Annotated in this window: 21 protein-coding genes; 11 read left to right on the forward strand and 10 right to left on the reverse strand. The window is 46.7% G+C overall.

Annotated features, from left to right (window positions below):
• The first annotated feature begins 43 nt into the window (after window positions 1–43).
• From P3L47_RS04670 to porN, 7 genes are all read left to right on the forward strand, one after another.
• Complete coding sequence (locus P3L47_RS04670) at window positions 44–607, forward strand: cob(I)yrinic acid a,c-diamide adenosyltransferase (RefSeq protein WP_122361431.1); 564 nt, start codon at window positions 44–46, stop codon at window positions 605–607.
• Between the two features lie 73 nt (window positions 608–680).
• Window positions 681–902, forward strand: a complete 222-nt coding sequence (locus tag P3L47_RS04675) for a DUF2795 domain-containing protein (RefSeq protein WP_005633363.1) — start codon at window positions 681–683, stop codon at window positions 900–902.
• 153 nt (window positions 903–1,055) lie between these two features.
• Window positions 1,056–2,000 carry a PorP/SprF family type IX secretion system membrane protein gene (locus P3L47_RS04680; protein ID WP_122361432.1) on the forward strand — a complete coding sequence of 315 codons (945 nt, stop codon included), beginning with the start codon at window positions 1,056–1,058 and terminating at the stop codon, window positions 1,998–2,000.
• Between the two features lie 3 nt (window positions 2,001–2,003).
• On the forward strand, window positions 2,004–3,431 hold the full coding sequence (gene porK / locus P3L47_RS04685; protein ID WP_122361433.1) for a T9SS ring complex lipoprotein PorK/GldK: 1,428 nt from the start codon (window positions 2,004–2,006) through the stop codon (window positions 3,429–3,431).
• 20 nt (window positions 3,432–3,451) lie between these two features.
• Window positions 3,452–4,561, forward strand: coding sequence for a type IX secretion system motor protein PorL/GldL (gene porL / locus P3L47_RS04690; protein WP_233577076.1), 1,110 nt, complete (start codon window positions 3,452–3,454; stop codon window positions 4,559–4,561).
• 23 nt (window positions 4,562–4,584) lie between these two features.
• The gene (gene porM, locus P3L47_RS04695) at window positions 4,585–6,153 is read left to right on the forward strand and encodes a type IX secretion system motor protein PorM/GldM (RefSeq protein WP_122361435.1); all 1,569 of its coding nucleotides are present in this window, start codon (window positions 4,585–4,587) and stop codon (window positions 6,151–6,153) included.
• 43 nt (window positions 6,154–6,196) lie between these two features.
• Window positions 6,197–7,288: a type IX secretion system ring subunit PorN/GldN gene (porN, locus tag P3L47_RS04700; protein ID WP_277782843.1), complete on the forward strand. Its 1,092-nt coding sequence runs from the start codon at window positions 6,197–6,199 to the stop codon at window positions 7,286–7,288.
• A 216-nt stretch (window positions 7,289–7,504) separates the two neighbouring features.
• Here the strand turns inward: porN and P3L47_RS04705 are convergent, their stop codons facing one another.
• Window positions 7,505–7,858, reverse strand: coding sequence for a hypothetical protein (locus P3L47_RS04705; RefSeq protein ID WP_122361437.1), 354 nt, complete (start codon window positions 7,856–7,858; stop codon window positions 7,505–7,507).
• 29 nt (window positions 7,859–7,887) lie between these two features.
• Window positions 7,888–8,373 carry a glucosaminidase domain-containing protein gene (locus tag P3L47_RS04710; protein ID WP_277782844.1) on the reverse strand — a complete coding sequence of 162 codons (486 nt, stop codon included), beginning with the start codon at window positions 8,371–8,373 and terminating at the stop codon, window positions 7,888–7,890.
• 88 nt (window positions 8,374–8,461) lie between these two features.
• On the opposite strand from P3L47_RS04710, the gene P3L47_RS04715 reads away from it, so the two are divergent.
• Window positions 8,462–8,686, forward strand: coding sequence for a DUF4248 domain-containing protein (locus P3L47_RS04715; RefSeq protein WP_277782845.1), 225 nt, complete (start codon window positions 8,462–8,464; stop codon window positions 8,684–8,686).
• A gap of 19 nt (window positions 8,687–8,705) precedes the next feature.
• Here P3L47_RS04715 and P3L47_RS04720 read toward each other — a convergent pair whose 3' ends face one another.
• The 4 genes from P3L47_RS04720 to P3L47_RS04735 form a co-directional block, all read right to left on the reverse strand.
• The gene (locus P3L47_RS04720) at window positions 8,706–9,158 is read right to left on the reverse strand and encodes an HU family DNA-binding protein (protein ID WP_122361440.1); all 453 of its coding nucleotides are present in this window, start codon (window positions 9,156–9,158) and stop codon (window positions 8,706–8,708) included.
• Window positions 9,159–9,505: 347 nt separating this feature from the next.
• Window positions 9,506–11,713 (reverse strand): DUF3987 domain-containing protein, encoded by a 2,208-nt coding sequence (locus P3L47_RS04725; RefSeq protein WP_122361441.1) that lies wholly within the window; start codon window positions 11,711–11,713, stop codon window positions 9,506–9,508.
• Window positions 11,714–11,898: 185 nt separating this feature from the next.
• Entirely contained in the window at window positions 11,899–12,249 is a 351-nt protein-coding gene (locus tag P3L47_RS04730; RefSeq protein ID WP_122361442.1) for a hypothetical protein, read from the reverse strand.
• A 679-nt stretch (window positions 12,250–12,928) separates the two neighbouring features.
• On the reverse strand, window positions 12,929–16,879 hold the full coding sequence (locus tag P3L47_RS04735; RefSeq protein ID WP_277782846.1) for a DUF6383 domain-containing protein: 3,951 nt from the start codon (window positions 16,877–16,879) through the stop codon (window positions 12,929–12,931).
• Between the two features lie 571 nt (window positions 16,880–17,450).
• On the opposite strand from P3L47_RS04735, the gene P3L47_RS04740 reads away from it, so the two are divergent.
• Window positions 17,451–17,699 (forward strand): hypothetical protein, encoded by a 249-nt coding sequence (locus P3L47_RS04740; RefSeq protein ID WP_122362243.1) that lies wholly within the window; start codon window positions 17,451–17,453, stop codon window positions 17,697–17,699.
• Window positions 17,696–18,025, forward strand: coding sequence for a type II toxin-antitoxin system RelE/ParE family toxin (locus P3L47_RS23755; RefSeq protein ID WP_158585889.1), 330 nt, complete (start codon window positions 17,696–17,698; stop codon window positions 18,023–18,025). The genes P3L47_RS04740 and P3L47_RS23755 overlap by 4 nt, the downstream gene beginning before the upstream one ends.
• 177 nt (window positions 18,026–18,202) lie before the next feature.
• Here P3L47_RS23755 and P3L47_RS04745 read toward each other — a convergent pair whose 3' ends face one another.
• From P3L47_RS04745 to P3L47_RS04755, 3 genes are all read right to left on the reverse strand, one after another.
• A complete protein-coding gene (locus P3L47_RS04745) occupies window positions 18,203–18,523 on the reverse strand; it encodes a type II toxin-antitoxin system PemK/MazF family toxin (protein ID WP_122362241.1) in 321 nt (106 codons plus the stop codon).
• Window positions 18,517–18,765 carry an AbrB/MazE/SpoVT family DNA-binding domain-containing protein gene (locus tag P3L47_RS04750; RefSeq protein WP_122362240.1) on the reverse strand — a complete coding sequence of 83 codons (249 nt, stop codon included), beginning with the start codon at window positions 18,763–18,765 and terminating at the stop codon, window positions 18,517–18,519. Before P3L47_RS04750 ends, P3L47_RS04745 begins: the two co-directional genes overlap by 7 nt.
• A gap of 155 nt (window positions 18,766–18,920) precedes the next feature.
• On the reverse strand, window positions 18,921–21,581 hold the full coding sequence (locus P3L47_RS04755) for a transglutaminase-like domain-containing protein (protein ID WP_199715680.1): 2,661 nt from the start codon (window positions 21,579–21,581) through the stop codon (window positions 18,921–18,923).
• 139 nt (window positions 21,582–21,720) lie between these two features.
• Here P3L47_RS04755 and P3L47_RS04760 point away from each other — a divergent pair, with 139 nt between their 5' ends.
• Window positions 21,721–23,238: a potassium/proton antiporter gene (locus tag P3L47_RS04760; protein ID WP_122362239.1), complete on the forward strand. Its 1,518-nt coding sequence runs from the start codon at window positions 21,721–21,723 to the stop codon at window positions 23,236–23,238.
• Between the two features lie 84 nt (window positions 23,239–23,322).
• Here the strand turns inward: P3L47_RS04760 and P3L47_RS04765 are convergent, their stop codons facing one another.
• Window positions 23,323–25,521 (reverse strand): glycoside hydrolase family 3 C-terminal domain-containing protein, encoded by a 2,199-nt coding sequence (locus tag P3L47_RS04765; RefSeq protein WP_277782847.1) that lies wholly within the window; start codon window positions 25,519–25,521, stop codon window positions 23,323–23,325.

Raw genomic sequence — 25,521 nt, forward strand, 5'->3', positions numbered from 1 at the left:
AGAGAACAGATAGATGAGTGTTGATAATTAAAAAAAGAAGTATATGAAAAAAAGCCTTATTTATACCGGTGGCGGCGACAAGGGAAAAACATCCCTCGTGGGAGGCCAGCGGGTATCGAAAGCGCACCAGCGCATCGAGAGTTACGGAACGATCGACGAACTGAATTCATTCATCGGCCTGCTTGTCACGTCACTGGATGACCAGGCGGACATCGATTTCCTCTCTTTTATACAGCATAAACTGTTCACCATCGGCTCTTACCTGGCTACCGACCAGGAGACAACCGAACTGAAAATAGAAAGCAAGGTCACTCCCGAAAGCATTGCACACATCGAACGTGAGATCGACCGGCTGGACAGCGAACTGCCCCCGATGAAAAATTTCATCCTGCCCGGCGGTACCCGTTCCGCTTCGCTGGCACATGTCTGCCGTACCGTCTGCCGCCGCGCAGAACGTCAGATATACCGCCTCGCCGAAACAAATCCGGTGGAAGAGCCTGTACTTATTTTTGTAAACAGACTCTCTGATTATCTGTTTGTTTTGGCCCGCAAGGAATGTATAAAGAATAATGGCAAAGAAATTATTTGGGATTATACTTGCAACTAAGAAATATTGTTTTATTTTTGCGGAAAATTTGAGAACCTGACTGCCCTCGGGTGGTTGTTAATACTAGATGACTATGTATTGGACATTAGAGTTAGCTTCGAAGCTGGAAGACGCGCCCTGGCCTGCAACCAAGGATGAATTGATTGACTATGCACAACGTTCTGGTGCGCCGTTAGAAGTAATTGAGAATTTGCAGGAAATGGAAGATGAAGGTGAGATTTACGAATGCATGGAAGATATCTGGCCTGACTATCCAAGTAAAGAAGACTTCTTCTTCAACGAAGAGGAATATTGATGTGCTTTAACACAAAGTATTGAAATATAGGCGAGGTAGTGGGCTTGCGAAGTCCCCTGCCTCGTTTGTTTTTTTGCGGGAAATACAATTTATGTACTTTTGCCGCGTTATTGTAGGGGTGAAACTTCTTTCACCTTGTTAGTTATAGTTTAGATGAAGAGAGTCTTCCTGTTTATTATCGCATTGATTACCTGCACGATGAACGTGCGGGCCCAGGACGATGTGCAGTTAAGCCAGTACTTCCTGGGGTTGGGATATTACAACCCCGCCTATGCAGGAACGACGGGAGACCTGAACATGCTCGGCCTCTTCCGCCAGCAATGGATCGGCATGCCCCATGCGGGTACGTCTTTCTTTGTGATCGCCGATATGCCCCTGAAACTGGGCAGCACCAACCACGGTATCGGACTGGTGGTCAACTCGGAAAGTATCGGATTGTTCCAGAACACCAAAGTAGCCTTCCAGTATGCCTATAAACAGAAATTATTCGGCGGTACGCTAAGTGTCGGTCTGCAGGGAGGTATTTTCAATAAGAGCTTCGACGGGACAAAAGTATATATTCCCGAAAGCGACTACCACCAGCAAGAGGACCCCTCCATTCCGCGCACCTCCGTACAGGCAATGGCTCTCGATGTGAATGCCGGCATTTACTATACCCACAAGCATTTCTACCTCGGGTTTGCAGCAACCCATATCACCGCCCCGGAAATGCAATTCGAAGAAAATGCCTATACTTTTCTTTCTACAGGATTAAATTTGACAGGCGGATACAATATTCAGCTCAGGAACCCGTTGTATGAATTACAGCCTTCTGTTTTCTTGAAGACAGACATGCAAAGCTTCCAGGCGGATATCACCGCACGGATGGTATATAATAAAATGTTTAACGGAGGTCTTTCCTGGCGTATAAACGAGTCGGTAGTAGTATTATTGGGAGCCACATTCGGTCGATTTCAGGTTGGATATGCTTACGATTTCCCTACCACCGCCATGCTGAAAGGGAGTTCCGGTAGCCACGAGGTGTTGGTGCGCTACCAGTTAAAGTTGAAGAAGACGAAAACAGGAAAGAACAGACATAAAAGTGTACGTATATTATAGTATATGAAAAAAGTATTATTAGTACTTATGGCAGTAGCCTTGCTTACCTCATGTGGTAAATCCCTTTCCGGAGCGGGAGGAGAAGTTACCGGGGTACGGTCAGTGGCTTTTAATGAACCCTCGCCTTATGGCATGGTTCTGATCAAAAGAGGTTCGTTCGAAATGGGACCGGCAGACAAAGACTCCTTGTGGGGAATCAATCCTGAAACAAAAGGTGTTTCGTTTGACGCTTTCTGGATGGACGAAACGGAAATAACCAATGCCAAATACCGTCAGTTTGTCTACTGGGTGCGCGACTCTATCATCCGCGAACGCCTGGCTGACCCGGCTTATGGTGGCAACGACCTGTTCAAAATCACCGAAGACCGGTATGGCGAACCTGTCACTCCGCATTTGGACTGGAGCCGTCCGATCCCCTGGAAACGGGCGAACGAGGATGAGCTGCGTGCCATCGAGAGCGTTTACTACGTACACCCGATCACCGGCGAAAAGCGCTTGGACGAAAAGCAGATGGTCTATAAATACGAATGGTATGACTACACCGGTGCCGCTCTCCGCAAGAACCGCCTGGACCCGAGCGAACGCGTCCGCAACACAGATATCCAGGTAAATCCGAACGAGGTGATTACGATCTCGAAGGATACTGCCTATATCGACGATGACGGCAATATCATCAACGAAACCCTGACCCGCCCGCTGAGCGGTCCGTGGGATTTCCTTCACACCCGTATCGTAAACATTTACCCGGATGAAACCTGCTGGGTGAACGACTTCAATAACGCTTACAACGAGCCATACATGCGTATGTACTTCCAGCACCCGGGATATGACGATTATCCAGTCGTAGGTGTCTCCTGGGAACAGGCTACCGCCTTCTGCGTATGGCGTACCGATATGTTCAAGCAATCGCTGAACTTCCCTGCCGGACAGGCGATCGAGCCGTTCCGCCTGCCGACGGAAGGCGAATGGGAATATGCAGCCCGTGCCGGAAAAAACGAGAACAAATACCCGTGGTCGACCGACGAACTGCAGAATGCCAAAGGTTGCTTCATGGCAAACTTCAAGCCCGGAAAAGGGAATTATACGGAAGACGGCCATCTGATCCCGTCGCGCGTAGGCTCTTTTGCCCCGAACCAGTTCGGTTTATATGACATGGCAGGTAACGTGGCAGAATGGACTTCTACCATGTACTCCGAATCAGGACCGAGCCAGATGAGCGACATGAACCCGGATCTCCGCTACAACGCAGCGAAAGAAGACCCGTATGCGATGAAGAAGAAAGTCGTACGCGGCGGTTCATGGAAAGACGTGGCACAATTCATCCGTTCGGATATGCGCACATTCGAATACCAAAACGAGACCCGTTCATACATCGGCTTCCGTTGCGCACGTACACAGATCGGTTTCTCCCGCTCAAAAGGAAAAAAATAAATTAAGAAACATACAACATTATGGGAAAATATAGAAGATATAAAAACAGAATCGAAATGTTCCTTTCCAGCGACATGGGAAAGAGAGTACTGAACTTCTGTTACAGCTGGGGAGCATCTATCGTAATCATAGGTGCCATGTTCAAGTTGCTGCACCTGCCGTATGGTAATCAGATCCTGTTCATCGCCATGACGGTGGAAGCGCTGGTGTTCTTTATCTCTGCATTCGAACATCCTTCAAACGAATATCATTGGGAAGAAGTATTCCCCGTCCTGAAATCGAAGAACCCGATGGACCGTCCGGACTTTGCCGGAACAGGCATGTCTAACCTGATCAACTCGCCCGAGAACATCGAAGACGACAATGCGGGCGGAGGCATTAAGATAAATGTCGGTGCGGCCAAGAAAGCGGGTATCACAGGCGACCTGGGCGGAGCGTCCGTACTGGGCAACCTCGATGTCAGCGAAGAAGATACAAAGAACCTGAGCGAAAGCATCAAGAAACTGAGCGGTGCCGCCGAACAGATCTCCAAGATGGCAGAGCTGACCGAAGCAACCCAAAAGTATCTGGAACAGCTGTCAGGCATGTCCGAAAACATGGAACGTTTCAGCCATGTCACCAACTCGCTGACCAACGTATCCGACACGCTGCTTAACTCTTATAAGAGCATTACAGACAATTCAGACGGCATCAACCAAAACTCACGTGGCTACGTGCAGCAGATGGAAATGCTGAACCGCAACATCTCCGGCTTGAATACGATCTACGAAATACAGTTGAAGAGCATCAGCTCACAAATCGAATCGATCGAACACATCAACGGCGGCCTGAACCGCATCCGCGAGATGTACGACGGCTCGGTTACCGACAGCTCGGTCTTCCGCAACGAAACGGAAAAGATGACCCGCCAGCTTGCCGAACTCAACCAGGTATACAGCCGTTTACTGCAGGCAATGACGGTCAATATGGGTGCAGCCCCTGCTTACCAGCAACCGGCTCCACAACCCCAGCAACCGCAGCCTAATTACCAGCAGCAGACAGCCTATCAGCAGCCGTACCAACAACCGTACGGATATCAGCAGCAGGCTCCGTATACAAATAACCCAGGCCAGCAACAAGCCGGTAGATAACAAACAAACGAAACAAAAGAAAGATGTCTGGAATAGCTAATAATCCCAACTCGCCCCGTCAGAAGATGATCAACCTGATGTATCTGGTGTTCATCGCGATGATGGCACTGAATGTGTCGTCGGAGGTACTCGACGGTTTCGAGCTCGTGGAAGACAGTTTGCGCACTTCTATCGACAACTCTACGCATCGTAACGATATCGTGGCCGGCGAACTGGATACCTACTACCAGTCCAACCCTGAAAAGGTGAAGGAATGGTACGACAAAGGTAAACAGGTGAAGCATGCCTCCGACAGCCTGTACAACTACGTGCAGAACCTGAAAGAACGTATCGCAGAGATTGCCGACGGGAAAGATGCCGACGTAAATAAGATCGAACATAAAGACGACCTCGAAGCCGCTTCACGCATCATGCTCGGTCCGGTTACCGGTGAAGGCAAAAAGCTGCGCGAAGCCATCGACGCTTACCGTACGATGATGGGCGAAATGGTACAGGACAGTGCCAAGACCCGCATCCTGGAAGCCAGCCTGAGCACGACTCCCCCTCACAAGGCAGGTATCAATACCCGTACCTGGGAAGAGGCGTTGTTTGAAAATATGCCGGTCGCAGCTGCTGTGACCCTGCTTACCAAATTGCAGAGCGACATCCGCTATGCAGAAGGCGAAGTGTTGAACAACCTGCTGAACAGCGTCGATATAGGCGACTACCGCGTGAACCAGATGACGGCTCAGGTGATCCCCGAAAGCCAGATCGTTATGCGCGGAGGACAGTACAAGGCGAACATCGTCCTGTCTGCCGTCGATTCAACGAAGCGTCCGACCGTATTTGTCAACGGTAAAGAATTACCGGAAGACAGCCGCGGACAGTTCACCGCCATTGCCGGTGCCCCGGGTACCTACCCGATCAAGGGGTATATCGAGATGCCGAACAACGACGGAAGCATCATGCGTCAGAACTTCGAAAGCGAATACTTCGTCACGGAACCGAGTGCTACCGTAGCCCCGCTTCTGATGAATGTATTATATGCCGGTATTGCCAACGACATGCGTATCGCCGTACCGGGCGTACCGAGCGGAAACATCACCGCCAGCATGACCAACGGAACCCTGACCCGCAAAGGCGACATATGGGAAGCCCGCCCGTCGAAAGTGGGAACCGATGCCGTCATATCGGTAAGTGCCCGCATGGCAGACGGCCGCAACGTGGAAATGGCAAAGAATACGTTCCGCGTACGTGCCCTCCCCGATCCGATGCCGTATATCGAATATAAAGACCAAAATGGCAATGTGCGTAAATTCCGTGGCGGAAACATGACCAAGCGGAACCTGATTGAGACTGAAGTCCTGCAGGCTGCCATCGACGACGATATATTGAATATCAAATTCGACGTATTGCGTTTCGAACTGATCTTCTTCGATTCCATGGGAAATGCAATACCTGAAGTATCACAGGGTCCCCGTTTCTCTGACGGACAGAAAGACCGTATCCGCCGCCTGACAAGAGGCAAACGCTTCTACATCCGCGGCGTGGTAGCCAAAGGTCCTGACGGCATGGAACGTACCCTTACACCGATCGAAGTCATTGTAAATTAACGTAGGGGCGGTTCGCGAACCGTCCCCAATAAGGATATAAAATATGAAATGCTTTTATTACATACTGGCAATTGCAAGCGCCCTCTTCTTCACAGCTACCTCTCTGCAGGCACAGGAAGAAACAGGTAACACCCAGCAACGGGCAAGAAGAGCCCCGCAAGCCTCCCGCGGAGAACGGGCAAATGATAAAAAAGATACCGGTATACCCGAACTGACCGTACGGGCACAGGATATGAACGAGCGTATGACACAGGAAGTGGGTAACGCCCGCTGGATGCGTGTCATGTATCGTCAGATCGACCTGATGAAAGAGAAGAACGCTCCCCTTTATTACCCGGTCACTCCGATGAACGGACAGATGAACCTTTTCTCCATCATCTTCAGTCTGATCAGTGAAGGTAAAATAGATGCGTACCAGTACGAAGACGGTTATGAAGACTTCAGCGAAGGCAACAAGATCGAGTTGAAGAAGATGCTCGACAGCTTCGGTATCTATTACGAAGAAGTAGCCGGAAGAGGAAACGAAGGCAGCACGTTCGTTATCAACGAAAGCGACATCCCTTCCGAAAGCGTCCGTTCCTATTACGTGAAAGAAGCATGGTATTTCGACCAAAACAACTCCGTATTCGATGTAAAGACACTGGCTATCTGTCCGATCATGACCACTTCCGGTGATGTCGGCGAACTGACCATGCCGATGTTTTGGATCCCCTACGAAAATATACGTCCGTACATCAATACCGCCTTCATCATGACGTCTAACGTCAACAACGCCATGACGTTCACCATCGACGACTATTTCCGCCGCCGTATGTTTGAAGGCGAGATATACAAAACACAGAACTTGATGAACCAGCCGTTGGTCGCTTACTGCCCGACTCCGGACTCATTGAAGAACGAGCAAAATCGCATCGAAGGCCAGTTGGCAGCCTTTGAGAAAGCTCTTTGGTTCCAGCCCGACACTACCCAGGCGGTAGACCCGAAAGAGGCTAAAAAAGCGAAGAAAGCCTCCGCACGTGGCGAGGGTGCAACCACCGAAAAGGCTGTCAAAGAAACCAAAGAAAAGACCGTCAAGACAAAAGCTCCGAAAGCCCAGAAATCATCTCCTGTTCGAAGCGTACGCCGCAGACGGTAAATAATGTGCCAATGTGCCAATGGAGACGGCGACAGGTTCAGTATTTTTCAAATTTGAACCTATTCAGATCGTATTAGGGGACGCAGATGACACAGAATACGCAGATGCTCGCAGACTTTTTATTTTCTTTAAAACAATATATTATCTGCGTTTATCTGCGCTCGTCTGCGTCATCTGCGTTCCTTAATACAAACTGGATAGATAGCTCATATCTTTCTATAATTGGCATATTATTCTCCCTGCCGCATACACCATCAACGCATATCCGGTAAGGACAGTCAATGACAATCCGGATTCTTCCCGGAATCGTTGCGCCAGCTCTCCTTGGAACCGTTTCCGTACCCCGAGAGTGTCAACAGGGCCCCGATACAGGCCAGGACGATTTCTGTACGGTCCGCCCACAAAGCCGTCATCCCCAGTATCACCAGGTAACACACGAGCCACCTCGGGCTGATTGCCCGGTGTAGCCACTTCCTCTTGTTTCTCATTCTTTTCATGCTTCTTTTTGAAGTTCAACAAAAAGCCCAGCAGGACTTTAATAAATTGCAGGATTTGTCTTAGTTTGTTCATGATCTTGTTGATTTATATGAGTTCTATATTCACGCCGCTTCCCCGCCTACCCAATCATACATATCCATCAGCCTAACGATCTTCTCTTCTATGGAGATCAGGTTGCGGCGATACTGTTCACGATTATCCCCATTCTGTTCACTGATATAGGGACTGTAGGCAATCTCTTTGGCATAAGCCTCCGGGCTACAGCTGAAACTCCAGGCACGATGGTAGCCGGTATAGATCAAACGGGCAAAATCGAGGAAGGAAAGCTCCACGGATCCATAATGCCGGAAGACATGCTTCCGATGTACCCCTTCTATCTCCACCCTGGCACCATGCCAATAGGCATTGGAAACGCCATACCCCATGATACCGAAGTAATTCCGATGATTAACCGCCAGATTGGAAGTCCCCCACCCGCTCTCAAGAGCCGCTTGCGCCAGGATCATCACCGGATTCATATGAAACACCTGCCCCGCCTTTTCGGCTGCCGGACGACAGGTCTTTAAAAACTGTATCTCCTTGTTCATTTTCAATGATATTAAATTGTTTTTTTACTTGATAATCAGGATAATAATTCGTATATTTATTGCATATAAACCTTCAATAACATGCCGTATGGAAAATTCACTCAATCAGAACAGAGTATGGGGTTGGGGCGAGCTTGCCCTGCAATACTTCCCTGCCATTTCACAGAAAAGTGCCACGATGCAACTATTAAAATGGGTCCGCGTCAGCGACAAGCTCGTCGACCAGCTGGAACAGTCAGGCTGGCACCCCGGAAAGAAATACCTCACACCCAGGCAGAAGGATTATATCGTACAGCACCTCGGCGAGCCTTGAAACGGCAGGACAACGATGCCTACTCGATCACCGGACGGTCGTCTTCTCCGTCGCCTCCGGATCCTTCTTCCTTATCCGAGGGATCCGGTATCTTCTCGAAGGAGTAGTTGTTGACCGCCTCGCGCAGCATCTTGCCGGGACGAAACACAATGCGTCTGCTCTTGATCAGCGACTGGTTAAATTCCTTTTTCGTTGCCGTCCCGCTACTTCCGAACTGCAACTGGAAATTTCCCAGTTCACCCACCTTCACCACTTCCCCTTTTCCCAGGCTGCGTTTCATCACCTCAATCAATTCGTCGAGGATCAGCCGCACATCCCCCGGTGAAGCAGTAGACGAGAGCGAGATCAGGTCGCACAACTCATACATTCCACACTCACCCGCCGCCTTCGCGTTGGCATAATACAATTTACTCCCCTCCACGGCACCTTTGCGCAGATCCTTACGTAATACTAATGTGTACTTTGCTGGCATAATTTTTTACTTTTTTGTTAAACACCTTGTTTATTAATCACATAACAAAGATACAACCACCATGTCCGGACGAACGGAAAGTCGAGGAAGGAGGGTGAAAGAGTTGAAAGAAAAGGAAATAAACAGCATAAATACAATTCCTGAAACCGACAACTGGAGTTACTTGGGGGTATGGAAAAATACCCTATAACGTACACCTTTCTGCCCTATATTCCGGCCCGTTTTTCCCTATACCCTGTTGCACGACAGGATATAGGGAAAAGACTGTTTATCAGGAAATTAAAAATCGAAAGGACACAAAAGGACAAAAAGGACACCGTCACAATTTCAAAACGGGAATGAAATTCTCAGGCGGCAGGAGGCGTGTTTTTACGATAAAGGCCGGGAGAAAGACGGGTGATATGCAGCGGTTCGAGACGGGACAAATGGCGACGGATGGTGCGGTCGCTTATGTGGACAGCCTCGCCGAGTTCGTAAAGCTCCGCCAGCGTGAACTCCTCGGGGAGCCGGTCGAAAATACTACGGAAATAATCGGGGCAAGTCAACTCCGGGATATCCGCCGATGCAGACAACTGCGTCATCAACAGGCGGCTGTGAGCCAGACATACATCGATGACGGATAAGGCGGCATGAAAATGCAGGTCACTGCAAAACAGCTCGTCCACCCCGTAATCGAGAGAAGCCGCCTCCAGCGCGGTAAAGATCATGCACAGGCGGTATGCCATCAGTCCATGCCGCTTGACAGCGCCCAGGAACGACTCGCTGCCGAACAGGTCCGTTTCGCGCAGCAGAGCGCTGAAATGGTCGTTCAACTCCCTCCACTGCCCTGTCGTCAGCCGCACCTGCAAACGGCGCTTACGCAACAGCAGAGCCACCTCCATCACCTGCTCCGACAGGGTATCGAGATACTTTTCAAACTGTCCGGCTTCGCCTGCTGACGAGACATCCTGCCATACCGCCTCGCTGCGGCAGGTATACAACAGCAAACGGCTGGCAAGCCCGTTCTCGGCATCCGGAACCAGCCTCGAAAACTGTCCCGGCGTACCCGCCAGCAACACCGCCAGCCGCGGACGTTCGATTCGGATCATCTCGTTGTCGGTCTTGCGCGACGAAGCGACCGGCTCATGATGGAAAGCCTTGCGCAGCAGGTCGTCGAACTGTCCGTAATCCTGCCTGCCGGAACTAATCAGCGTATCTATCTCGCTGTCTGCCATCAGACCGCCTATCTCACCGTTCTCTGCCAGATGAACCAGGAGCTTTGCCTTGGTGATCTGCGTCGGGATGAAGAAATAACAGGTCGATGCCTTCACCGGTGCATCGGTAACGCGTACAGCCTGCTTCTTCTGATGGGCGACCGTTTTCTTCAATTCCCATTCTTCAAGCGCCTGGTGATAATCATCCTCCTTGCGCTTCGTCTCTATCTCTATCAGCGAAGCATAACGATCCGCCAGCCGGCGCATGTCGTTGATACAGCTTTTCCCGTTGCCTGCCGGAGCCACTTCGACGGTGAACAGATGGGGATATACCCGTTTCCGGTTATATATACCCCATACTCGGGGCAGACAGGCACTCAGCACTGTACAGGCAGCTAGAAAAGCCATGTCGCGCTCGCGGGGATCGGTATAAAAACGGAGTGCTTTCCCCAGCAAAGGAGGCAGGCCGGATGTGATGTCGGAAGGCAGAAAAGGAGTCCGTTCGCGCAGTTCCTCTCCTGAAATTGTGACGGTGTCCTTTTTGTCCTTTTGTGTCCTTCGTCCGTTTGGACGGGCTGCATGCTCGTCCTTATTTCCCTGATAGGCAGAGGATAACGCCTGCAAAATCTCTTCATCCGTAAAGTCGGCGACGTGCAACAGGGGTAGGCAAAAAGAGGCGGTTTCATCACGTCCGAAACCCATCCGATTTGCCTCGCAGCCGAGGCGGTAGACGGTCTGGTTACGGCTTCCCTCGACCGGCGGATGGGCACGGAGCCAATCATGGATAAACACTTGGACGGGAGGAACGGAGGCGGGAGAAAAGACTTCGGCTTCGGAATTGTACCAGGCAGCGGGATCGTCGCTGACGTAACAACAGCGGCTGATGTCTTTACAGGCACGGTCGCAAAACACATGGGCAAGCTGTTCATACCAGGCTGCCACCGCTGCAAAAGCGGTGGCATGCTCCTCACGGCCGGTATCGACGGCGACAAAGACCTTCAGTCCTTCGCCGCCGGGACTGACAAAGAGAGCGAGCGTAAAAACCTGCTGCCGGAAAAGAGCCACCAGCGCAGGGAGATCGGCTACATGATCGAAGTCGAGCCCCACTACCTTCGAATAGGTCTCCAGCTGGCTTGCCTTATGCCCTCCCTTGAATACCCCCGACGGAGTAAATCCGGGGAGCTTGCCTTTCAGGGCACGTGCCTCTTCTTTCTCTCCGGAAACGAGTATCTGGCGATAAGCGGTTATTTCATGTATCCAGCGGCGGGTACGGATCAGGATAATGATTTCTTCGAGTGAACGTGCCTCTGACGTGGACAGATACAGTTTGTGAAAATAGGAAACAGTGGGTGTTGCATTCATAATAATTTGTGTTATGGCTATTCAGCCGGTTATTAGACGCAAGATAATCAAAGTCTTCAACAAATACCAGCATACAAAAAGGATCGCTTCCGGCAACCCTGCCTGCACCACAAAACCTGTAGGGGACTTTACGGTGGTAAACGGTTGCCGAAAGCGATCGATTAGTAGGCGAGCAGGGGGGAATTTTATTTTCCTAATTCTTCTGCATCTTCCGACATGTAGTAGTAACGCTTCACGGTAGCGGCATCGACCTTAAAATCGAAGATGGCATGCATCAGGTGATAGAGGCGGCCATCAGGATGAACCGCGTCATTTCCTTTCAGCATCCGGTCGATATGCTTCATGCCGAAAGCTACCAGCTGATGCCGGCGCACGGGTACCGGCTGGCGGTCTTCGGGATAGATCACCGCGGCACCGAGCCGTTCACCCAAAAGTTTCTTATAGCCTTTCAGCTTTCGTTCGTCACGGAGCGACAGTTTTCCGTCGCTTTCTTTCTTATGGCGCAACCGTTCGATCTCGCCATGCAATGCATCCAATGAAAGGAATGCAGGGGGTTGTTGTTTTTTTTCATTTGATGTTTATTAATAATAATATACCAATATGCCAATGGAGGTAGCAACAGGTGCAGTATTTGTCAAATTTGAGCTATCCCTTCATCTGGATTGAGCCAATTAGTATCGTTGTCTTGAAGTTGTCAGTGTCGTTGTCTTGAAGGCTGTAAGCCTGACCCCAAAATCAGCCCAGGGTTTTAATCCTGGGTAGTGATAATCACACTCCCCCCTCTCTAGCCCTGTAAGGGCGTTACAAGGATATACGTGTTCTTGTGGCGTCCCTACAGGACTTAAAAAGACAAACTTAACTTACTTAGACCCAAGGTTAAAACCTTGGGCTAGCCTGGCACGCCCTTACAGGGCTATTAGTCGCTAAATCCATATTGGAATCAATACAAACAGATTCAAATCTTTCCATCTTCGAGCGCTGTCATTTGTCAACTGTCAACTGAAAAAGGTTTCACCTTTTTCTAACGGCGAAGCCCCGGAAGATGAATCCCCCGGGGCTTGTTTTTGCCTGTTTTTGCTCTTCACAGAGCTTGAACAGAAGAACTTTATTTCATTACTTTAGTATTAATACTGACCGCTTGTTCGCCCTCACGGGATACTTGGTTCATGACGGAACCGCGCAGTCAATTTAAATTTATTGATTATAAATAGTTTCTTATTTTACGATTGCTTTAACAGCAGCTTCGCCTTCAACAGCTACTACAACGATACCTGCAGGAGCAGAAATCTGAGCTTCAGAAGAAGTGATTACTGTGTTGGCAATTGTCTGACCAAGAACGTTAGTGATTACTACATTCTTACCTGCAGCACCCTTAACGATTACAGCACCTTCAGTAGCTATTACTGATACGCCTTCAGTTGCGATAGCGTCGTTGGCTGTAGGATCACCCTGTTCGTCTTCGTTCATGTTGAAAACATCACCGTCTTCGATCTTATCTACAACAACTACAACACCATTCATCCATTTAACATAGCCTAACTCATTTTCTTCATTGACTTCAGCTTCTTTTACACCCGGCAATCTCTTATAGTTTGCTGTTTCAATACGGAATGACTTAGCATCTGTATCTACATAACGGAATGCAAACTTAGCCTGGTTATAATCTTCAGTACCTACCATCAATGTATCGTTTGTGCTAGCGATAATCAAAGAATCTTCGATATGTTTAGCCTGAACGAAACCTAAACGATAGAACTTTTCAGTGTTGATATACGGGTTATTGTCTTTATGCTTGTTAGCAATATCCCAAACGATAGCTGTATCTACCAGGTTAACCAGGTAACGACCTTCTACCCAACCCTTAGTCGGAACAGCATGCTCACAAGTTGCAGACTGATGTTCTTCACACCACATGCCAGCCGGAGTGATATCCGGGTTAACAACCAACATATACTGAGGACGATAAGTATTATCACGTACATAAGCAGTATCAGCAACCATTGCCGGAGCAATTGAAGGATATTGAGCCAGATTTTCCATTCCTAAGAAACCTTTGTCTTCGAACAGGATAGATTTCGGATTATCGTTGCGGAAGATAGAGATTGTATCCAACGGATTGATTACTGTACGATACATCGGTTTTTCTGTAGGTTCTACTGTAAACAGATCATTTTCAGTACGGTTGTACATCCATGTCTGAGATAAGATGCCTTCTTCGTCTGCATCACCAGCATAAGCTTTATTCGTAGTACCGAAATACTGATGTGTCAAGTATGACTCATTATCACCTGCTGAAATCCAACTAGTATAATGCTTTCCTTGAGAATCCCATTCACCCACTACCGGACGCAGATTCAACTTGCCGTTATCCTTACGCAAAGCGAATTTGTCAGCAGCAACGCTCTTCTCTGTAGAAGAAACATAACGGTTTCCATTCCAAATCAGCGGTTCACCATACTGGTTGACGAATGAATAAGATACCACTTTCAAAGTATCATCTTTAGAATCAAACTTCTTTGCATCTTTATCGTAGAAACCTAACTTACTAATTACATAGATAGAGTCTGTCGGCACATACTTATTTGTATGAGCATCTTCATCATGTTTGATGGCACGTTCTTTTGCATATTCTGTAGCAGTAAATACCAAAGCTGTTTCCTTATCTGTACTCAAACCGATAGTATGATTGTCTACACCCTGATGGTTTTCTGTAAACCAAGCGTTACCAAAGATACCTGAAGAGTAAGCGATATGGAATTTCGTATTCTTCACATCAGACAACTGGCTATAACCGTCTTTTGCTTCATGGTTTTCAACTGTTTCAATCAGGTAAGTATCACCACCGTATACATACTCGTTATCCTTTTCACCATAATACAAACGGTTTGCATCGATTGTCCAGCGGTAGTTGAGGGTTTCACGGTTTGTAAATACGAATTTACCATCACCGCTTCTGTAAGTCAAGGCAAACTGTTTTTCCAAGTCGTTACCACAAGCAGAAACGAATTCACAATCATAGTAATCTGCACCTTCATATTTGTCACCAGCAACAGCCAGCATACCGCCATCTTTACCTAATTTAGTTACAGTAAAGAACTTAGCTTGTACGAATTTCTGAGGATCAACGACCTTGTTGCTACCCAAATTCACCTGAATATCAAACAACTTTGTATCGATAGAAGCAGCCAAAGTAGGCACTTCTTTTGTACCCAAATCCAGACGACCTACAGGTGCCCAGCCATTACCAATTTTAACGCTCAATAAATCGATAACCTTCAAGCCGTGGTAAGTATCTTGTTTGTACTTAGCAGAAACTTCAGCCTGGAACTCTCCGTAGTATTCACGTTTATCTTTATTGGCAATGATATCATGTGCCAATGCTTTAGCTGTTACAGTAGTGAATGTATATGCTTCCTGATCTTTACTTGCACCATTAAATATATACTTTTCAGCTACGATAAAGTTGCCATCGGCATTCATCAAATAGAAGTCATAATCAAGATTATCTGTACTTTCAGATTCAGCTTCAACAAACTTACTACCGTTCCAATTCATCAGCGCCAAGTGACCTGCGAACGGATTACCTGCGATATCTTCTTTCTTGAATTCACCCTTGTCATTCTTGTATTTGATAGTAACTGAGAAACCATCTTTTTCAAACCATTTCAGATCTTCAACAGATAATTTGTTGTAACCAGCATTGTAAAGACCGTAGCTGTATTCGTTATCATCTGCAATATTGGACAATACAACTCCATTTTCACTATAAGCAACCTTATTCTTTGCAAAGAAAATACCATCTGTAGCATTATTACCTCCTGTAGCTTTCAACAGCTTACCTTCTTGGTTTTCAAACTTGTACCACAGAGAACCATCAGCATTCTTACCAGAAGTCATCTTCCACAAAGAAGCGGGATTCGTTTCATATTCCTCAAGTACAGAGGCACTCGTTACTTGTTTAATTTTAGAATCTGCACCTTCTTGGTATACAACAAATTGATTTTCACCTGCAGTCAAAATCAACATAGCATACTCACTTGGATTACCCGGATTTTCGATCAAATTATATCCGTATACTTCCTTAACAGCCGGAGCAATACCGTTAATAACAGCATCCTTGCCATTATTCGGATTTTCAGCGTCACCATAAAGAATGTTTACATCAGAACATGCTACGGCTACGTTGGCACCAGTCAATGTCACACCTTCCAACAATTTTGCCAATTCTTCCGCACTTCCACCAAAACTGATACTTGCGTCTTCAGTAGCTTTTGTAATAGCTTCCGTCAAGGCAACTTTCTGAGCTTCGGCTTTTGTTGCATCTTTCGGCATAGTAATGACAGCAGCAGTAGTCTTATAGTTTTGTGTATCAGTTTCACGTCCGCTACGAACTACGATGTCAGCGTCATTACCTACAAACGTATTATCACCTTGAATGGCAGCCGCATTGAATCCTCCTTTGATTGTTGCAGAAACATTGTCGCCAATACCTTTTAAATTAGCCAATGCGGCAGGAATTGATTCTCCCGATTCATCTGAAATAACAGCAGCACCCTCATAAACTTGGAAAGCAGAAGAATACCATTGGTTACCAATCAAAGTAGCAAAACCTTTCAATGTATTACCTTTGATAGTATAAGATGTATTTTCAGTTTGAGGATAGATCTTAATACCATTTATGCAATTGTTTGTATTACCTTCTGCTATCGAACCGGTAATCTCATTATTTGTAACAGTTGCATCATCAGCAAAAATAGTAAGAGCAGTATTATTCCAAAAACCACCCTGTACGCCGCCACCTGTTCCAAGCTGAACAGTGTTATTCAGTTTCATACCACTGATTGTCACACCATTGGCTGCAACAATAACACGACCAGTCAATGTCACAGGTTTTCCTGCTTCTAGACTCGTCAATGTAATATTAGGAGTGTTGATGATAACATACTGTCCTGGAGTATTAGAATCAGCTGTAACTTTCAACTCAATGTCTTCTGACAACTCGATTGCATTGTCTGATAATTTCAAACTATTTACATCCAATACTTTTGTCGACTCATTAATAGCCCCTAAGAACTGATCCTTAGTGATCTTGGTCGCACTTGCGGTACTGAACGCGCTTCCAGCCAGCATGAGACCGGCCATAAGTGTGTAAAACCTTTTGTTCATAATCTTTAATTTAATATTAATAATAGTGTTACTTAAAAAGCCTTTTAACCTTAGATTAGGAACGTTTCCAAGAGTGAATGACTAGTTTAAACGTTCCTTTTTTCTCGCCATTTTTTAGGGGTTCGTGAGTTGAAGTGGCTATTTCGTACAAACTTTGCTATTCGGTTGATAAGAAAGGATATAGGAAAGGTGAAATTATTAGGGAAAGTATTGTCGATTTGAAAAAATGAAGTAACTTTGCTGGCGAGAAAAAAGGAACGTTAAAATTAGTCATTCCGAGCAGTTCGTACTTCCCTATATATCTAGTCATTATACCATCTTTTCTACTAGCAACTATTCATATAAATATGTACGCATGTACATCTCTTAATAAGCTGTGTATCAGTATACCTTTTTCCATGATTTCAGTATGCAAATGTTAAAAGGGCTATTTTGGGCCATTTTAGCCGTCCAAAAGGGGGAGTTTTAGTCAATTATTTCGTGCTCGTATATCCGAAGTTCAATAAGAAATTGTTATTTATCACATAAATAACTATCTTTGTTCTTATATCAAAATAGAGAGGAGCTGAATATGACGACTTTTGAATTAGAAGCACGTAAAACCGAACTCATTCAGGAAATATTAAATATAAATAATTCCGAAATATTGGATAAAGTTCGTTCTGAGCTTCGTAAATGGTTATCCGTTAACGAAAAGAGTCCTTGTACTTATACACTTGAAGAAGTAAAACAACGTCTAACCATTACAGAAGCCGACGCTATCGCAGGAAAAGGTATCTCAGAAGAAGAAGCCAATGCTATAATGGATAAATGGGTATGAGACTTATATGGCATCCATTGGCATTAGATGATTTATCACAAATCACTCAGTATTGTAGGCATAATTTTGGTATCCACATTGCCAAAAAGGTTAAAGACAGGTATCAGAATGATGTCAGTCTTCTAAAAAATCATCCTTTACTAGGTTTTATAGACCCATTTCTTATCGATTTCGGAACACTAGAATATCGTTCCTTGGTTGTAGAAAACACAAAAATCATTTACACAGCCCATACTGATTATATCTATATACATCTAATATGGGATTGCCGACGTCAACCCGAATCTCTTCGCACAGAAATAAGTAAAAGAGTTTCCCATATTTAAATACTAATACATCTCTATTGTTAAAAGGGCTATTTCGGATCATTTTAGCCGTCCAAAAGGGGGAGTTTTAGTCAATCATTTCGTGATCGTATATCCGAAGTTCAGAAACAAAAAAAGGCCATCGCTCAAAACGACAGCCTTCATTCATTATTTCTATAAAGAGGTATTTACAAAGTATTACAAAACAAACATCTCTTCCAGCACTTCGACCAAACGATCTATTTCATCCTCATTCAATGCTCCTGCCTGTTTTCCTATCCGCTGTTTGTCAACAGTCCGAATCTGGTCGGTAGCTATCATCCCGCTTTTCCCATTTAGCGTACAGCTTACTCGCCAGGGATAAGGAGTAAGTGTCGATGTCAAAGGAATAATTATAACAGTATTCAGATGGCGGTTCAACTCGTCAGGTGATACAACAACCGCCGGTCTTATCTTATTTATCTCACTCCCCTTGGTCGGATTAAGGTCTACCCAATAAATTCCATATCTTTCTACCATTCCAGCCCCTCCAGCTTTTCATCCTCCAGGACATCAGGTATAATCAAATTATCATCCCCGGCTGCATGCATCTGTGAAGCTGCAGCTTCCCAATTCCTACGCGGTACAGGCTTAATCACAATACTGTTATTTTTCTGCGAGATGATTACCGGATCTTTAGCCGATAGATTCAACCGCTTCAAAAGACGGGCAGGTAATATAACCCCCATACTATTTCCTATTTGCACTATATTTCTTTCCATACTCACACAATGTTATAACGTTTACACTATACAAATATAGCAAACAAGATATCAAGTTATAACATTCTCATGTTAAAGGTTGTTATATTGATAAAAGAAACCCTCACTACCGAAAACCGGCAATGAGGGTTTCTATGTATAATAGGTAATGTATATTACAACTTATGTATCACTTTCATCAACTGTTCACCCAAACCGATCGTGTATCCCTGGGATACGAATACGATACGGTTGAAGGTATCGGCGATGATGAAGATCGGGAGCTGGCTGGCATTTGCCAGTTTCATGGCTGATGCGATCTCTTTCTGGATATGGTTGTCGGCATCGATACCGTAAGTGATTGTGTTAGGCAGGTCGCCGAACTCTTTCGGATCGAAATTCTGATAACCCTTTTCATCCGGGAACAGAAGCACCATGCTACGGCCCCATTCTTCCAGGTCCTTCTTCACGGCAGCGATGTCGCGCATAGCGTGGTTAGTCGGTTCCTGGCGAGAACCCAGGATAGCTACCACATAATAACCGCGGCCCGTTGTTGCCAGTACGCTGGTTTCTTCGCCGTTGTCGGCACGTTTGAACTTGTTTTCAGAGTTGAAGTTACCAATCACCTGAACTTCGTCCGTGTTTTCACGCATTTCCAGTTTTGTCGGGGTTGTCTTGCCCGGCTCTACATTGAAGAAAGAAACTTCTGCCAATACACTGCCGTTAGCCATACGGGTTCCGGTTACCATCATATAGTTACCTTCGTCCATGCTCAGCGGAGTCTTCAACATACTGCTCCAGGTATCGCCTACACCCATATCCACATTACCGGTACGTTCAAAGTTCAGTGTCTGCAACTTAGCACTCGGCAATATCTTGGCGATCGTGAAATGACTGTAATATTTCGGGTCCTGCAAAGCCTTGATCGGAGCATAGGAAGCAACGACCTTACCCTGTTTAGCGGTTGTCTGAACAGCAGCTTCAAAGTCCACGTCCATCCAGTTGCCGTCTTTCATATATTGTACCTTGCGGGCTACCGGCTCGATACGTGCCGGGATACCCAGGCTACGGCAGGCAGCCACAAAGAAAATATTACGTGATCCGGTATCGGCTACGCGCGATTTGAATACGCCCATCGGCATAACCGGGATACGCTGTGAGTTGAGTTCATTCTTGATTGTGATATTCTTCTTTACCCAGTCTACCAAAGCCATCGGGTCTTCTTTTGCTTGTTTTGCCAGTTCGGCATCCACGTTCTTTTGGAAATAACTGCGGTACGGAGTGAGGAACTCGTTCGCTACACGCGGATTCAGGACATAATCATTGAAGAAGTCGCCTTTAACCACTTCCGAGTTGTTCAAGTGATCAGCCAACACAGATGCAGGCGTGTCACGAAGGTCTTTAGCAGAGATCACATCCAGTAAAGCCATTGCTACCGGACGTTTGTCAGCCGGAGTCTCACGCAGGAACTTTTCGATCTCCATCCAGTTACCACGGCTGCCGATCAGATAGTCGGATGTTTTCAACGGGTCGATACCCAATTCTTTTGCCAGTGCTTCCGCTTTTTCTTCCGTATAGAAAGTAGCGACGTATTTGTTACGGATCGCATCTTCTTCCAACAGGCGGGCTGCGTTTGCTTCCTTCTGTTCGGGAGTTACTTCCACGGCAATAGAACCTTCTACCGGCGGAATAACGTCGAGGGCTACAGCTTCGATAGCATCACCCGGTTTCTTATCCAGCTTGATGGTAGCGTCGCCTTTACCGAAAGAGACCTTATCGAAACCGAACTTGCCGTCTTTGGTTGCCCAAACGAACATGTCGCCTTTACCGGCTGTCAGGAATGTCTTTCCTTCCGCATCCGTTTTCTTGTTGGCTACGGTATAGAACTCGGCATAGTTATAAATCTTAAATTCCACGTCTGCTCCGGAAACCGGCTTACCGTCCGCATCGACTACAGTGACAACTGCTTTTCCTGTCGGTGCATAGTTGTCGATCACATTGATCTCCGTATAACCGTCTGTTTCGAGCATGACTTCTTCCGGACCATGATATTTACCGAATACCTTCGTATGCATCAGCATACCACGGTAAGCGGGACCGTTAAACCATCCCAGGTTCAGAACCGGTTCCGGTTCGCAAGCACCCAGGAAGTACCATTTGCCGTTTACCCAGGCTTCTACCCAGGCATGGTTGTCGTCGGTATGTGCCCAACGCGGCGTATATACCTGACGGGCAGGGATACCTACCGAGCGAAGTGCTGCTACCGTAAAGGTAGATTCCTCACCGCAACGTCCGTAAGCAGTCTTTACAGAAGCCAGCGGAGAACTTGTGCGGGCATCGGACGGCGTATAAATTACTTTTTCATGACACCAGTGGTTCACTTCCAGCACGGCATCGTATAATGACAAGCCTTTCACACGATCTTTCAGTTCGTCGAAAAAGACCATACGACTTTCATCCAGGTTCTCGTTGTTCACGCGGATAGGCAGAACGAAATGGCGAAAGATCTCCTCAGGAATACTGTCGCCCCAGGGCATTTCTTCTTTTGCCTTGAAAGAACTACGGATATTATCCAGATAAAGTTTTCCATCATAATCGGTAATGTCGCCGATCGGCATATAGGCATACAGGAATGTAAGTGCCTCTCTTTCTTCCGGCGTCATTTGCTGATTGAAAACTGTGAACAGATCTCCGTCAGGCAAAGCCGCCTGTTTGGCCTGGAAATCTTTCTCTACTTCGGCTCTGAATGCATCGTCAGAGATAAAATGCTGCTGTTTGTTGCATGCTGCCCCTATCAGGAGGATGAACAATAGTGAGAATAAATGTGTTTTATGCATAGTGTTTATTTTATGTCGACAAAGATACGTATTATATTCATTAGTCAGTATATGAGCCATATATTTCGACATTCATTCCATTGTAGTTTCAGCTTTTTTTTGTTATTTTGAAGGATAATTGAGTAAACCGTTTCCGCTTATGTTCCATAATTTAGAACTCTTACACAATGCGGAGGGAATCTTGTTGATTGCTTCCGTCATTCTTTTTTTCAGTATTTTTGCCGGTAAGGCAGGTTATCGTTTCGGACTCCCCGCGCTGTTGCTTTTCCTGGGAGTCGGTATGTTATTCGGTAGTGACGGACTGGGAATCCAGTTCAGTAATCCGAATATTGCGCAGTTCATCGGTATGCTGGCGTTGAGTATCATCCTGTTCTCAGGCGGTATGGACACGAAGATATCCGAGGTAAAACCCATTGCGTCGCAAGGGGTCATTTTGGCGACAGTCGGTGTACTGGCGACTACGTTCATTACGGGTGGATTCATTTATTATCTGTCCAAGCTCGTGACCGGTTATGAAACACTCACGCTCCCCGAATCCCTGCTGATGGCAGCCGTTATGTCGTCAACCGATTCGGCTTCTGTATTTTCCATCCTTCGAAGTAAAGGCGTGTATCTGAAAGAACGGCTCCGACCGACCCTGGAGCTGGAAAGTGGTAGTAACGACCCGATGGCGTATATGCTTACCTTGCTGCTGATCGCTTATATCCAAACTGCCGGGATGAATCTTGGCGATGCAATCTTGTCGCTGGTGATCCAGTTATCGGTAGGTGCCCTGGCCGGTTACCTGTTCGGGAAACTGGCGGTACTCATTATCAATAAGATCGATATCGATAATGAGTCGCTGTATCCGATCTTGCTACTGGCTACTGCATTCTTTACCTTCGCTGCGACCTCGCTCTGCAAAGGGAACGGCTACCTGGCCGTATATATCGCCGGATTGGTAGTCGGGAATGCCAAGATCGTCCACAAGAAGAGTATCGGTACTTTCTTCGACGGTTTTGCCTGGTTGTGGCAGATCGTGATGTTCCTTACGTTGGGACTACTTGTCAATCCGCACGAACTGTTGCCGGTAGCTCCCATCGGTCTGACGGTCGGTATCTTTATGATCATTTTCGCCCGTCCGATCAGTGTTTTTCTCTGCCTGCTCCCCTATAAGAACTTCTCTTTCAAAGGGAAACTGTATATTTCGTGGGTAGGGCTTCGCGGAGCCGTACCAATTATCTTTGCCACTTATCCGCTGATTGCGGGGGTCGAGCATGCCGGACTGATATTCAATGTGGTATTCTTTATCACAATCCTGTCTCTGCTGATACAGGGTACGACGGTGACGCAGGCTGCCAAATGGCTGGATATGATCGATGAACCGGAACGGAAGGATGTATTCGGTATCGAATTGCCGGAAGGTATTAAGAGCGCGATGAGCGAGATCGATGTTACTCCCGAAGTGCTTACACATGGGAACAAGCTGATGGAGCTTACGCTGCCCGACCATACGCTGGCGGTAATGGTCATGCGTGACGGACGTTATTTCATTCCTAAAGGAAATACGGTCCTGATGGAAAATGATAAGTTACTGATGATTTCCGATAATGACGAGGCACTGCTTCAGGCTTATGAAGCGCTGGGGATTACGGATTATACGCTGAAGAAGAATTAAAAAGGAAAAGAGGTGTGTTAAAGACTGCTGTACGGCGAGACTTTAACACACCCCTGTCCCCTCCTCTCCGGAGAGGGAAAATTACTACTGAATTTCGATAGACATATCAGACTTTATATTTTCTGCGGAAGTAGCCAGATACAAGATAAAAGTACCCGGTTCTACAACGAATTGCTTCTGTGCTTCGCTGTAAAAAGCCAAAGAACTTACTGGGATATCTATTTCTACCTGTTTACTTTCACCTGCTTTCAAAAAAACTTTCCTGAAACCTTTCAGTTCTTTTACCGGACGCATGACTGAACATTCCGGATCGCTTACGTAGAGTTGGGCAACTTCGGCACCATCTCTTTTTCCGGTATTCGTCAATGTGAAAGTGGCTTTGATCGTTTCCCCCTGGCCATACGTTTTCTTGTCGGTAGCCAGATTTCCAAAAGAGAAGTCAGTATAAGACAGACCATAGCCGAACGGATAGACCACCGGTAACCGTTTCGTGTCATACCAGCGATAACCTACCAGGATATCTTCTTCATATTTTACTTTCAGATCTCTTCCGGGGAAATTACCTAAAGCCATATCCGGAGATTGTTCCAGTGTAACAGGGGTGGTAAAAGGCATTTTGCCACTGGGATTCACCTTCCCGGTAATGGCATCCACCAAGGCATTTCCACCTTCCATTCCGTTATACCATCCCCAAAGGATTGCCGGGGCACAGATATCCAAAGCAACCATATTCACCGGCGAACCGGCAACGATCACCACGATCGTTCTGGGATTGGCTTTGATCACTTCCTGGATCAATTGCACCTGACCGTAAGGCAATTCCATATATTGACGATCTGCCGATTCCGTATCATAATCATGATTTAACCCTCCGACAACGATCGCCACATCGCTGTTGCGGGCTGCGTCGACTGCTTCCTTCAATAACTTCTCGTTTACCTGATTTCCATCGGTAAAACTGCCAGCATTCTGCCCGTTATTACTTCCTTCGATAAAAGTGGATAGTTTTTCATATCCCTGTGCAAAATTGACTTTCACACGGTCACCCAGTTTCATACGGATTGCTTCCAGCGGAGTGACTTCATACAAAGACTTGATCTCGGAACTCAGTCCACCATCCGAATGCCGGCGGGTGGCATTGTCGCCGATCACTGCAATGCTTTTCACCGACGAGATATCCAACGGCAACAGGTTTTCCTTATTTTTCAATAACACAATCGCTTCGGCTGCTGCCTGATAAGCTGCCTGCTGATGCTCCGGCGTATTGATAGAACTCTGGTTAAAGCGTTTCTTGGGATCTAGTACTTTCGTTTTGATCATGACGCGGAGTACGTTACCCACTTTTTCGTCTACCAGGCTTTCGGGGATTTCACCCTTTTTTACCGCCTCTATCAGAGGGTTGGCAAAATACCAGTCATCATAATTTTCTATATTGGTCCCCATTTCCAGATCCAGACCGGCAATAGCAGATTTTACCGTACTATGGGCTGCCCCCCAGTCGGTCACATATACGCCTTTAAAACCCCATTCGTCACGAAGGATATCGCGTGCCAGGTATTTGTTTTCTGCACACCAATCGCCTTTGTATTTGTTATAGGCAGCCATCACGGTCAGGGCACCGCCTTCCTGTACAGCGGCTTTGAATGCGGGCAGATAGATTTCGCGGAGGGCACGTTCGCTACATTCCACCTCGACGGTGGTACGGTTCGTTTCCTGGTTGTTCAGAGCAAAATGCTTCACGCTGCATGCGACATCACGGCTTTGCAATCCCTGAATATACCGGACGGCCAATACAGAGTTCAGATAAGGGTCCTCACTCATATATTCGAAGTTACGTCCGCACAACGGGCTACGGATAATATTCACACCGGGGCCCAGCAACACGTCTTTTTTACGCCAGCGGGCTTCTTCACCCAGTACTTCCCCACGGTAATAGGCAAGCTCCGGATTCCAGGCTGCAGCGAAAGCCGTACCTGTCGGAAAATAGGTCGATGAATCGGTAGTCCAGTTGGCATATCCCCAGTCATGCCGGTTGATCTCCGCACGAACCCCGTGAGGACCGTCGCTCAAGCTCCATTCCGGAATACCCAAACGTTTGATTTCCGACACATAAAACTTGGAATTTCCATGCAACAAACTTACTTTTTCTTCCAGTGTCATCCGACGGATCAGTGTCTCAATACGTTTTTCCATTTGCTGATCCTCTTTATTTACGGGCTGTGCTACCGATACCGCAACGGTCATACAAAAGGAAAGCACAATCATAGTTATTAATTTCTTCAT

It is taken from the genome of Parabacteroides chongii, from assembly GCF_029581355.1.
Lineage (GTDB): Bacteria > Bacteroidota > Bacteroidia > Bacteroidales > Tannerellaceae > Parabacteroides > Parabacteroides chongii.